This window comes from Steroidobacter denitrificans (assembly GCF_001579945.1).
Taxonomy (GTDB): domain Bacteria; phylum Pseudomonadota; class Gammaproteobacteria; order Steroidobacterales; family Steroidobacteraceae; genus Steroidobacter; species Steroidobacter denitrificans.
The window spans coordinates 754,178-765,000 of sequence record NZ_CP011971.1 but is presented as its reverse complement, the minus strand read 5'-3'; the positions used below and the strand labels follow the sequence as shown (position 1 = coordinate 765,000).

At 60.8% G+C, this 10,823-nt stretch carries 10 protein-coding genes; 4 read left to right on the top strand and 6 right to left on the bottom strand.

What is annotated here, in order from left to right; genetic code table 11:
- Nucleotides 1-13: 13 nt before the first annotated feature.
- Nucleotides 14-1,219 (bottom strand): tyrosine--tRNA ligase, encoded by a 1,206-nt coding sequence (gene tyrS, locus ACG33_RS03300; protein ID WP_066918663.1) that lies wholly within the window; start codon nucleotides 1,217-1,219, stop codon nucleotides 14-16.
- A gap of 380 nt (nucleotides 1,220-1,599) precedes the next feature.
- Here tyrS and ACG33_RS03295 point away from each other — a divergent pair, with 380 nt between their 5' ends.
- Both ACG33_RS03295 and ppk1 read left to right on the top strand, forming a co-directional pair.
- Complete coding sequence (locus ACG33_RS03295) at nucleotides 1,600-2,964, top strand: M23 family metallopeptidase (RefSeq protein WP_066918661.1); 1,365 nt, start codon at nucleotides 1,600-1,602, stop codon at nucleotides 2,962-2,964.
- A 70-nt stretch (nucleotides 2,965-3,034) separates the two neighbouring features.
- Nucleotides 3,035-5,110, top strand: coding sequence for a polyphosphate kinase 1 (gene ppk1 / locus ACG33_RS03290; protein ID WP_237392681.1), 2,076 nt, complete (start codon nucleotides 3,035-3,037; stop codon nucleotides 5,108-5,110).
- Nucleotides 5,111-5,138: 28 nt separating this feature from the next.
- Here the strand turns inward: ppk1 and ppx are convergent, their stop codons facing one another.
- The 4 genes from ppx to ACG33_RS03270 all read right to left on the bottom strand — a co-directional run bounded on the left by ppx (nucleotide 5,139) and on the right by ACG33_RS03270 (nucleotide 8,367).
- Complete coding sequence (gene ppx / locus ACG33_RS03285; RefSeq protein WP_237392680.1) at nucleotides 5,139-6,710, bottom strand: exopolyphosphatase; 1,572 nt, start codon at nucleotides 6,708-6,710, stop codon at nucleotides 5,139-5,141.
- 70 nt (nucleotides 6,711-6,780) lie between these two features.
- Entirely contained in the window at nucleotides 6,781-7,128 is a 348-nt protein-coding gene (gene erpA / locus ACG33_RS03280; RefSeq protein ID WP_066918659.1) for an iron-sulfur cluster insertion protein ErpA, read from the bottom strand.
- A gap of 67 nt (nucleotides 7,129-7,195) precedes the next feature.
- Nucleotides 7,196-7,648, bottom strand: a complete 453-nt coding sequence (locus ACG33_RS03275) for a bactofilin family protein (protein ID WP_237392679.1) — start codon at nucleotides 7,646-7,648, stop codon at nucleotides 7,196-7,198.
- The gene (locus ACG33_RS03270; protein WP_157071652.1) at nucleotides 7,645-8,367 is read right to left on the bottom strand and encodes a DUF6776 family protein; all 723 of its coding nucleotides are present in this window, start codon (nucleotides 8,365-8,367) and stop codon (nucleotides 7,645-7,647) included. The genes ACG33_RS03275 and ACG33_RS03270 overlap by 4 nt, the downstream gene beginning before the upstream one ends.
- Before the next feature lie 144 nt (nucleotides 8,368-8,511).
- Here ACG33_RS03270 and hemJ point away from each other — a divergent pair, with 144 nt between their 5' ends.
- Entirely contained in the window at nucleotides 8,512-8,934 is a 423-nt protein-coding gene (gene hemJ / locus ACG33_RS03265; RefSeq protein ID WP_066918655.1) for a protoporphyrinogen oxidase HemJ, read from the top strand.
- 136 nt (nucleotides 8,935-9,070) lie between these two features.
- Here hemJ and ACG33_RS03260 read toward each other — a convergent pair whose 3' ends face one another.
- Nucleotides 9,071-9,676 (bottom strand): RNA pyrophosphohydrolase, encoded by a 606-nt coding sequence (locus tag ACG33_RS03260; protein ID WP_083536400.1) that lies wholly within the window; start codon nucleotides 9,674-9,676, stop codon nucleotides 9,071-9,073.
- Nucleotides 9,677-9,849: 173 nt separating this feature from the next.
- On the opposite strand from ACG33_RS03260, the gene ACG33_RS03255 reads away from it, so the two are divergent.
- Nucleotides 9,850-10,821, top strand: coding sequence for a FecCD family ABC transporter permease (locus tag ACG33_RS03255; RefSeq protein WP_066918653.1), 972 nt, complete (start codon nucleotides 9,850-9,852; stop codon nucleotides 10,819-10,821).
- The last annotated feature ends 2 nt before the right edge of the window (nucleotides 10,822-10,823 follow it).

The window sequence follows — 10,823 nt, the reverse complement described above, 5'->3', positions numbered from 1 at the left end:
ACAAATGGAATCGCTAGGCGCGCTTGAGTTCGATCTGCACGAAGGTACGCTTGCCCACCTGAAACAGATTGCTGGAGGGCACCGACACGCTTGCCGCGACATCCAGCACCTTTTCTGTATTCAAGCGCACTCCGCCACCTCTCATCAGCCGCGACGCCTCCGAGGTGCTGGCAACCAGATCGCACTGCTTCAACAGCGCAGCGATGCCGATCTTGTCGCGATCCACGCTCAAATATAATTGGCGCACCTGATCGGGTATTTCCCGCCGCTGGCTGCGGGCGTTGAAGTTTTCTCGAGCATTGCCCGCCGCCGCATCGCCGTGAAATCTGGCGGTGATTTCATGCGCAAGCTCGAATTTCGCTTCCATGGGATTGCCCCCCTGATCGACACCGGCCTTGAGCGCCGCAAGCTCGGCATTCGATCGAAACGACAGCAGGTCGAAATAGCGCCACATGAGCTCGTCGCTGATCGACATCAGCTTGCCGAACATGTCATCCGGCGGCTCCGTCACACCGATATAATTACCCAGGGATTTGGACATTTTGTTGACACCGTCCAACCCCTCCAGCAGCGGCATGGTCAGCACCACCTGGGGCTCCTGGCCCGAGGCTTCCTGCAACTGGCGTCCCACCAGCAGATTGAACTTCTGGTCCGTGCCGCCGAGTTCCACGTCGGCCTGCAGCATCACCGAGTCATAGCCTTGCACCAGCGGGTACAGAAACTCATGGATCGCAATCGGCTGTCCACCCTTGTAGCGCTTGCTGAAATCATCACGCTCCAACATGCGCGCAACGGTGTGCTTGGCTGCCAGTTGGATCAGGCCGGCTGCACTCATGGCGTTCATCCAACGCGAATTGAATTCGATGCGGGTCCGATCGGGATCCAGGATCTTGAAGATCTGCGCCTGGTAGGTCGCTGCATTGGCCTGTACTTGCTCGGGCGTCAGTGCCGGACGGGTCGCGTTGCGGCCGGAAGGATCACCGATCAGACCGGTAAAGTCGCCGATCAAGAAAATCACTTCATGGCCAAAGTCCTGAAAACGCCGCATCTCGTTGATCAGCACCGTATGACCGAGATGCAGGTCCGGTGCAGTCGGGTCGAAGCCGGCCTTGACGCGCAGCGGCCGGCCGCGGCGCAGTTTGGTGAGTAATTCCGATTCCAGCAGAACTTCTGCGGCGCCGCGCTTGAGTTCCGACAACTGATCTTCGGCAGATTTCATATATCTTGCGTTCCAGCGACCTCGATGACTGCGCGCGACTGTAGGGGTTCATCGCGGCAGGCGCAATTCAGCAGCCCTTCAGCCGCCCACCACCAGGACGGTTTCTCAAACCCGTCCGGTCCCCATGATCTTCTTTGTGAAATTGTACTGCGGGTTCCAGCCCCGTCCCTGGTTCCTGCCGGTCATACATCAAATCCGATGGCATGACCGGCAGGAACCAGGGACGGGGCTGGCCTACCCATCGACCGCAAAAACCCCAAAGCGGATCTGATGTCGCCTGGAGCGCATGCCGATGCGCAAATGCGGTTGACGTTTCCGGCAATGATCTTCTAAGTTTCATGCCATCCCGGCCTGCCGCTCGGCGAACTCAAGGATTACTGGTGTCACACCACTCGAAGATATCGCTCGACTACAAGCCCTCATCCACTCACGGCCGCAGTTCCACCCACGCCCGCTGGTTCGCCTCGGGACTGCTTTTACCCATCGTCGGCGGCGCGCTTGCCTACCTGCTCGTCAATCGGCAACCCACGACGCTTCCGCCTCAGCCTCGTCCCGTAAGCGAGGCGCTTTCCTCACTGCCCTCACCGGCAGCCGTTGCGGTATCCGAGTTGCCGCAACCTCTCGGTGACACCGTGGAGTTCGTAGTCCGGCGCAACGATACACTCGATCGTATTTTTCGGCAGCTGCAGCTCAATCTTGCCGATCTCGCCAGCATCCGCGGATTGCCCGACATCCAAAAAAGTCTGGATCGCCTGCATCCGGGCGACATCATCACCTTGATCCACAATGAAGGCCTGGTTCATTCCCTGCGTCGCCGCATCAGCGAAACTCAGATCCTATCCGTAACACGCGTCGAGCAAGAGGAAGGCGCGAAGTTCACTGCCGAATTTCTCGAGACCCCGATCGAATACCGCAAGGCACAGGCGCATGGAGCGATCGACTCCTCGCTGTTCGTCGCGGCACGCGCCGCCGGCGTCAGCCCGGAAATCATTCTGCGCCTGGCCAACGATATTTTCGGCTGGAAGATCGACTTCGCCCTGGATATCCGCTCCGGAGACCGTTTTAGCCTGGTGTACGAACAAAAATTCCGGGATGGCGAATACATCGGTGACGGACGGATCCTCGCAGCGGATTTCAACAACGCCGGTACGATCCATCGCGCCGTGTACTATGAATCGGACGATGGAGAAGTGGCCGACTATTTCGCCCCCGACGGGCGCAGCATGAAGCGGCAGTTTCTGCGCGCACCGCTGGACTTCACGCGCATCAGTTCGAATTTCAATCCCCGGCGACGCCACCCGATCCTCAATACGATCCGCGCTCACAAAGGCGTGGATTACGCAGCGCCAACCGGTACGGCCATCAAGGCGGCGGGCGACGGCAAGGTAACTTTTGTCGGCACCCAAGGCGGCTACGGCCGTACCGTCATCCTGGAACATGGCGGTGGAATCTCCACGCTATATGCTCACATGTCCCGTTTTCCCTCGGGGCTGCGCAGCGGACAGCGGATCAAGCAAGGCGCTACGATCGGTTACGTCGGCAGTTCGGGCGCGGCAACGGGTCCTCATCTGCATTACGAGTATCGCATCAACGGCGTGCACAAGAATCCTCGTACCGTGCCCCTGCCTGCAGCGACGCCATTGCCGCCCTCCTACATGGCCGATTTCCAGGCTCGATCGGCCGGGCTGCTGGCACAACTCGACAAGACCGCCGACTCCGCCATCGTGGCGGTCTCCGAGCACTGACGGCTGTAACACAAGATCCAGCGGCGCCGTAGTATGCTTTTGGGTCATCCTTTCGGCGCGCCGGCTCGACGTGAATCTCAAGGCTCCAGAGTACTACATCAATCGGGAACTCTCTTTCCTGGACTTCAACTGCCGAGTGCTGGCCCAGGCCCATGACGAGTCGCTGCCGCTGCTCGAACGCATCCGTTTCCTAGGGATTTCCTGTTCGAATCTGGATGAATTTTTCGAAATCAGGGTCGCCGGCCTGAAGCAACGGCTCGAACTGGGTTCCTTGGGCGGGGGACCCGATGGCATGAGCGTGCCCGAGCAACTCGCGGCCATCCATCAACGCGCGCAGGCCCTGGTCGAAGACCAGTATCAACTACTGCATCAATTGGTATTTCCGACGCTGGCGGCCGAAAACATCGTGTTCGTGAACGCGCGCACCCTATCCAACCGGCAGCGTGCCTGGCTGGCGGATTATTTCGCCCATGAGGTGGAGCCGGTGCTCACGCCGCTGGGCCTGGATCCCGCCCGCCCCTTCCCGCGCATTCAGAATAAAAGCCTGAACTTCATTGTGCGTCTGGCCGGTAAGGACGCCTTCGGCCGTGACGCCGGACTTACGGTCGTGCAGGTGCCGCGCTCCCTGCCTCGCATCATCAGACTGCCCCATGACGAGGACATACCGGGCAAGACCTGCTTCGTCTTCCTCTCGGCCACGATTTCCGCCTTCCTGGATCAGCTGTTCGGCGGCATGGTTCTGGAGGGCGCCTGGCAATTCCGGGTAACTCGCAACAGCGAGTTGTTCGTCGACGATGACGATGAAGAAGTCGACAATCTGCTGCGCGCCATCGAGGGCGAATTGGCGCAGCGCCGTTATGGCGCGGCCGTGCGTCTGGAAACCTCGCTGGACTGCCCCGAGAACATCAGCAACTTCCTGTTGCGGCATTTCGCCTTGGGCAGGGACGATCTATACCAGGTAAACGGTCCGGTGAACCTCAACCGCCTGACCGCGATCTATGACCTGGTGGATCGTCCGGATCTCAAGTACCCGGAATTCACGCCCGGCATGCCCCGGCACCTTCGCGTCCGGGAGGATATTTTCGCGGTACTGCGCGACGGCGACCTGCTGCTGCATCATCCCTTCGAGTCCTTTGCACCGGTCATCGATTTTCTGCGGCAGGCGGCCTTGGATCCGGATGTACTGGCCATCAAGCAAACCTTATACCGTGCCGGACCGCAATCCCCGGTGGTCGATGCGCTGGTCGATGCCGCGCGTGCCGGCAAGGAAGTCACGGTGATCATCGAACTGATGGCGCGCTTCGATGAAGCCGCCAACATCCAACTCGCTACTCGGCTGCAAGAAGCAGGCGCTCACGTCATGTACGGCGTCGTAGGATACAAGACCCACGCCAAGCTGATCATGGTCGTGCGCCGCGAAGGCGGAAAATTACGGCGCTACTGCCACTGCGGTACCGGTAACTATCATCCCGAGACCGCGCGCGTGTACACGGACTATGGGCTGTTCACCTGCGACGAGATCATGGGTGAGGATCTGCATGAACTGCTGCTGCAGCTGACCAGTCCGACGCGGGTCGCCGCCCTGAAAAAAATCCTGCAATCGCCGTTTACGCTGCACGAGGCCCTATTGGAGAAATGCCGGCGCGAGATCGAGTTCGCTCGCCAGGGCAAGCCGGCCCGCATCATTGCCAAGATCAACTCCCTGCTCGAGCCGCAGATCATTCAAACTCTCTACCAGGCGTCGATGGCCGGGGTAAAGATCGATCTGATCGTGCGCGGCATTTGCGCATTGCGGCCGGGTATTCCCGGTATTTCCGCAAACATCTCGGTGCACTCGATCGTCGGCCGCTTCCTGGAGCACTCGCGCGTCTACTATTTTCATAATGACGGCAACGCCGAGGTGTATTGCGCCAGCGCCGACTGGATGGACAGAAATTTCTTTCGCCGCATCGAAGTCGCTTTTCCCATCGAAAGCCGGCAGCATCGCATCCGTATCATCGAGGACCTGGAAACCTATCTCGCCGATAATGCCCAGGCATGGACGCTAGGTGCCGATGGCGCCTATCGGCGCCCGTGCGCCGGCGATCACGAACTGATCAACGCCCAGGCGGATCTGTTGCGCCGCTACGCGGACGCCGGCGACTAGGATTTCGAGCTCCTCGGGAGCGGTCCTGTCAGGGATGGTCTCGATCGATGCGCAGGCGCAGGCCCGCTGCGCGCAGATACTCGATTTCCTGCTCCAGGTCGGCTGCCGTCAAAGGATGCGCCTCCAACCATCCCTTGGCGAAATACACCTCCAGGCAGCGCTGTTTCGCCGTCAGTTCCACGCGTGGCTGGGCGGCCGCGCTGCGCCCACGATGCAGCAGTACGGCCAGGCGCAGCAGCACGATCAGAAACTCCGTCTTGATGTGCCAGGGCGGGCTGAGATCTTCCAAAGTCTCCAGGTGCAACTTGCGCCGATGTGCGCCGACCAGGCAAGAGAGGATTTTTTGTTCCTCCTGGGTAAACCCCGGCATGTCGGCATGCTCGAGCAGATAGGCGCCGTGCTTGTGATACTGCGAATGGGACACGTCCAGGCCGATTTCATACAACTGTGCCGCCCAGGACAGCATCTGTTCGGCCTCCGGCTCGGTCAGTCCCCATGTCAACGAGGTCTGCCGCAGGAAATCCAGCGCCGTAGCCTCGACCCGCCGCGCCTGCACCACGTCGACGTGATAGCGCGCCTGCATGGCGCGCACGCTGCACACACGCGCATCCTCGTCCATCAAGCGTCCGAGCAAGTCGTACAACAGGCCCTCGCGCAGCGCACCCTCGGCCACCCTCATCTGCGGAATCTCCAGCATCGACAGGACTTCAGCCAGTATCGCCACACCTCCCGCAAAGACAGGCAGACGCTCTTCCGGTAGCCCAGGCAGTCGCAGTCGGGCGGAGTCGCCGACGCGCAGCAACTGCTCGATCACCCAATTCACCCCCGCCGGCGTGATCACCGCATCTCCATTGCCCCGCGCACGTAAAATATCCGCGACGCAGCGAATCGTGCCCGAGGCGCCGATGGCGTGATCCCAACCCTGATGTCTGAAGCCTTCCCGTACCGGGTCGAGTTCAAGGCGTGCCGCCAGCCGCGCGCGTTTCATACGCTTCTCGGTAACCACACCATCACCGAAATAACGGGCGGTCATCTCGACACAGCCCAGGTACAGGCTCTCGAGCTTGCAGGTCTGCAATCCTTCACCAACGATGAGTTCGGTACTGCCCCCGCCGATATCGGCGACCAAGCGCCGCCCCGGTTCGCTGGGCATGGTGCGCGCCACCCCCAGATAGATCAGGCGCGCCTCCTCCATGCCGGAAATCACTTCGATGGGATGACCGAGCGCTGCGCGCGCACGGTCCAGGAACGCGCCCCGGCGCCGGGCACGGCGCAAGGTGTTGGTGCCGACCACACGCACGCTCCCGGCCTTCATGTCCTCCAGCCGCTGTCCGAAGCGCTGCAGGCAGGCCAACGCCGCGTCTATTGCCTCGCGGCGCAGCCGGCCTTGCTCGTCCAGCCCCGCTCCCAGACGGACCGTCTCGCGCAGGCGGTCCAAGATGATCAGCTGCCCATGCGAGTATCGGGCGACCACCATATGGAAACTATTGGAGCCCAGATCGACCGCGGCGATGACGTCCGGAAGAGCGGCATGACGTGCGGGCGGCTCCTGAGAATCGAGCGCAGCAGGCCGGATTATCCTACGAGGACGAGCCATCATGCATCAGAAGATCCGGGCATTCGGGGCCGGAGGCGGGGGCACGCGAATGGGGAGCTCCGCAGGGCGTCGGCTACATCGCGAACGAGGATCCGCAGCCGCAGGTCGTCGTCGCGCCGGGATTGCGAATGACGAATTGTGCCCCCTCGATATCCTCGCGATAGTCGATTTCGGCACCGCTCAGGTACTGGATGCTCATGGGGTCGATCAATAGCGTGACACCGCCGTTCTCGACCCGGGTATCCCCTTCCTCATCCTCCTCATCGAACGTGAATCCGTACTGGAAGCCGGAACAGCCGCCTCCTTGCACGAATACACGCAATTTCAGCTTCGGATTCGCTTCCTCGCGGATCAGTTCACTGACCTTGGCGGCGGCGGCATCCGTGAAAGTCAGACTGGGAGCAGTGGAATCGGTATTCATGACGGCAACCTTGGGGTCGCAACCAGGGAATCAAGATGAGTACAGTCTAGGCTACCGCCGCTCGCTGTCAAACCGGATGGTCGGTATCCGTGCAATCTCTGGCGGATACTTGACCGGCGCAGTCGCCGGGTGGCTCTTTAGGGCCTGCCAAAGTCGGTTCATGGATCAACTTGCCGTTGACCTCGGCGCCCATTTCCATTTCGATCAGCACATAATACACATTACCGGTGACGCGTGCGGTACCACCCAGCTCGACACGCTCGTGTGCCAGGATGTCGCCCTTGACGATGCCATTGAGGATGACCTGGGGAACGGCGACTGACCCTTCCACGACGCCGCTGTCGCTCACGCTCAAGGTCGCACCCGAGTCCGCCGGCGCATCGACGTTACCTTTCACATGACCATCGATGTGAAAACCGCCGTTGAACTGCACATCGCCGATAATGCGTGTGCCTGCGCCGATAAGCGTATCGATTCGGCGTAATTTCGGCTTGTTTCGCTTGAATATCGAAAAAATCATGGCTCAGCCTGAACCTGCCAGGGATAGGATTCTCGCACAGGCGCAAGTTTCGACGCGCTGACCTCGATATTGACGGTACGCGGCTCGAAAGCGGAGGGCAGCACGATTTCCTGCTCCAGGTTCTGGAAGTAACGAAACTTGAAAGCCAACTGACCATCCGAGCGCACCGTGCCTCCCGTCTCTGCAAGGCTCAGCACGGTCGAGACGGCATCACGCATCCCTTCGATCTGCAGTTTCACTCCACCGGACACCACGGCTTCCTGCCGCATCGATTGCACCAGCACGATCCGCAGTAGAAAATGACCTTCGGCCTCGCCCGGCAGTATTTCGAAACGCTGGATACGCAGCCCGCCGATACCATCTTCAGGTGAAACGATACCGCGATAGAACACCAGTTCCTCGCGCTGCTTGAGCAACTGGCTCTGCAATTCGGCAAGATCCTTCTCCACATCAGAGTAAGCCTTGCCATCGACATTGCGCGCCAGTTCCATGGCCGCCAGCGCCGAGCGTAGCCGGTCGTTCTCCGTTTCGAGCGCCTGCATGGCCGTGTTCAACGCGCGACGCTGCTGGAACTGCGCGAGCGTACTGTAGCCTCCGGCGAACCGGCCAAGCTCGAAAATTCCATAGAACAACAGTACTGTAACGATCGCCGCTGCCGCCCACACCCCGCGGCGGCGCCAGGGCGAGTGATAGCGAACCACCAGTTGGCCAGTGCGCATCGGTGCAAAAACCGCCATTCCGAAGTGTACCTGGCTGCCAGAACCTGTTGAAATTAGACCACAAGCACCGTATCGGAATTGAGATACGGCGCAAAAAACGCTTCTTTCCGGCCCGCCCGTCGCTTTGCGACCAGGATCCTGACGATGCTCGTACTATGGCTGAAGGCCTTCCACATCATTTTCATGGTGACCTGGTTCGCCGGGCTGTTCTACCTGCCACGGCTGTTCGTATACCATGTCGTCGCCACCGATCCGGCCGGTATCGAGCGCTTTCAGGTCATGGAGCGCCGCTTGTTCGTAATGATGACGCTGGGCGGCATCCTGACGGCCGCATTCGGAATCGGCCTGCTGATCGCGACCCCCGGGCTGATGCAGTTCGGCTGGCTGCACATCAAGCTCAGTCTGGTTGCGCTGCTGATCGGCTATCACATAGGGTGCTACCGCCTCATTCTCGGCCTGCGTACCGGCCGCAATGTCCACAGCCAACGCTGGTATCGCTGGTTCAACGAGGTGCCGAGCCTGCTGCTGATCGCGATCGTGCTTCTGGCGGTGCTCAAGCCGTTCTAGTCACTGCGGCTTATCGTCTTATTGCTGCGGATCTGCAGCAATAATCCGGACGTTGCTTGGATCTTCTGAGGAAATGAATCTTTCTGGCGTTGCCGCGGCCGAAAAATCACCGTAAGCGTCATTTCGTCATAGTCTCCTAGAGCGCTGTAGAGCTCTTTCCACGTTCTTTCTCCCGGCGAAATCCGATGCCGGCACGATGACGCGCCAGTCTGCGCAGATGTTTTTCCTGGGCCGACCAGTCCGGCAGCGCGGGAGGGTTCTGAGGGAATGCCTGTTGCGCCAATTCATCCAGCGCCCGGGCATAGACCGCCCGCTTGAAGTACACCACCTCTCGCACCGGCGTCCAATAGTCGACCCAGCGCCAGCGCTCGAACTCCGGCGTCTCGGTTGCATCGAAATGCACATGTTCCTCTGCACCCACCAGACGCAATAGAAACCAGCGTTGCTTCTGACCGATACACGGAGGATGGCTGTTGCGACGTACGTACTGGCGAGGCAGCCGATAACGCAGCCAACTGCGAGTCACAGCGACCAATTCGACATCGCTGCGTTCCAGGCCGATTTCTTCCTTGAGCTCACGATAGAGCGCTTCTTCAGGCGCTTCGTCCCGAAGTACGCCACCCTGTGGGAACTGCCACCCGCGACCGCCCATGCGGCCGCCCAGGAAGACCTGCCGGTCATCCCGGATCAGTACGATTCCGACATTGGCGCGAAAGCCGTCCGCATCGATGAAATCTGTCATGCAAAAGAGTAGCGCAGCGATTCTTGGGCCGATTGTTCCATAAGCGCGCTCCCCCGGCCACCGTCCGACGGTCCTTCATCGAGCCCGCAATGAGCCGGCTCGATACCGGCCGCAACGCCGTGCCGCCGAATCCACTTGGAGGATGGAGGGCCAGGCCGTACCCTTTGCATCCTGTGAACCGCGCCAGAATAGCCGCCATCTACCTTCTCCTCGTTGCCGCAGCGCTGGCCGCACTGGCCTTGTCGTTGGTCAGCGGCAGCGTACACATCGATTTTACCGGTGTGATACAGGGCTTGCGCGGCAACGATGCTTTGACGCAGGCGCTCATTCTGGATTTGCGTCTACCGCGCGCGCTCACGGCATTCGCCGCCGGCGGCGTACTGGCCATCGCCGGTGTACTTATGCAAGTTCTGTTACGCAATCCGCTGGCCGACCCGTTCATCATGGGTGTTTCCGGTGGTGCCGCCGTGGCGGCTCTATCGGCCATGTTGCTGGGCGTCAGCGGCCTGTTCGTCAACATCTCGGCGACCTTGGGAGCATTCGGCACGATTGCGCTGGTCTTCGCGCTGGCGCGCGGCGAGGGCGGCTGGACGCCCGTGCGCCTGCTGTTGACCGGCATAGTGGTCGCTGCAGGCGCAAGCGCCGTCGTCAGCATGCTGCTTGCGCTGGGCGATGAAGCCAAGCTGCGCGGCATGTTGTTCTGGCTGATGGGCGATCTATCCTTCGCCACTCGTCCGGCACCCCTGCTGATCGTCTACATGGCGGCGCTCATCCTATGCTTCCCGTTCGCGCGTCATCTCAACGTATTGGCGCGCGGTGAACTGCAAGCACGCGTGCTGGGCGCTCCGGTCGACCAGTTGCGAACCGGTATTTTCCTGTCCACGTCCGCATTGACCGCCGCCTGCGTCACTGCCGCCGGCCCGATCGGATTCGTGGGGCTCGTCACTCCCCACCTGGCGCGCCTGATGCTCGGTGTGGACCATCGCTTCGTGCTGCCTGCCGCCGCACTGCTGGGCGGCATCCTGGTCACTACCGCCGATCTTTGTGCACGTGTCTTGTTCGCGCCGCGTCAACTGCCGGTAGGCGCCCTCACCGCGGTGATCGGCGTGCCCTTGTTCCTGGTGCTGCTGCGCAAGAAAACTTGATC

What these genes read in the sequence shown, in the direction of transcription:
- tyrS (WP_066918663.1), bottom strand. Translation starts at nt 1,219, where the DNA reads ATGAAATCTGCCGAAGATCAGTTGTCGGAACTCAAGCGCGGCGCCGCA.
- ppx (WP_237392680.1), bottom strand. Translation starts at nt 6,710, where the DNA reads ATGATGGCTCGTCCTCGTAGGATAATCCGGCCTGCTGCGCTCGATTCT.
- erpA (WP_066918659.1), bottom strand. Translation starts at nt 7,128, where the DNA reads ATGAATACCGATTCCACTGCTCCCAGTCTGACTTTCACGGATGCCGCC.
- ACG33_RS03275 (WP_237392679.1), bottom strand. Translation starts at nt 7,648, where the DNA reads ATGATTTTTTCGATATTCAAGCGAAACAAGCCGAAATTACGCCGAATC.
- ACG33_RS03270 (WP_157071652.1), bottom strand. Translation starts at nt 8,367, where the DNA reads ATGCGCACTGGCCAACTGGTGGTTCGCTATCACTCGCCCTGGCGCCGC.
- hemJ (WP_066918655.1), top strand. Translation starts at nt 8,512, where the DNA reads ATGCTCGTACTATGGCTGAAGGCCTTCCACATCATTTTCATGGTGACC.
- ACG33_RS03260 (WP_083536400.1), bottom strand. Translation starts at nt 9,676, where the DNA reads ATGACAGATTTCATCGATGCGGACGGCTTTCGCGCCAATGTCGGAATC.